This is a genomic window from Pseudomonas sp. 34 E 7 (assembly GCF_900005715.1).
GTDB lineage: Bacteria > Pseudomonadota > Gammaproteobacteria > Pseudomonadales > Pseudomonadaceae > Aquipseudomonas > Aquipseudomonas orientalis_A.
This window is the reverse complement of the sequence record NZ_CVTX01000163.1, coordinates 5,643-5,901: the sequence shown is the minus strand read 5'-3', so window position 1 is coordinate 5,901 and position 259 is coordinate 5,643.

Genomic DNA, 259 nt, shown 5'->3' with positions numbered 1-259 from the left:
GATCAGGACGGCATTATCCAATGTGGGAGGGGGCTTGCCCCCGATTGCGGTGTCACAGTCAACAGATGTATTGACTGACACACTGCCATCGGGGTTCAAGCCCCCTCCCACATTTTGATCTCCATTACTCCGCCGATTGGGGAGCTTGTCGCCGTGCGGTCAGAGTTCCCAGCGATGCTGACCATTACGAGGCGGATCAGGACGGCATTATCCAATGTGGGAGGGGGCTTGCCCCCGATTGCGGTGTCACAGTCAACAG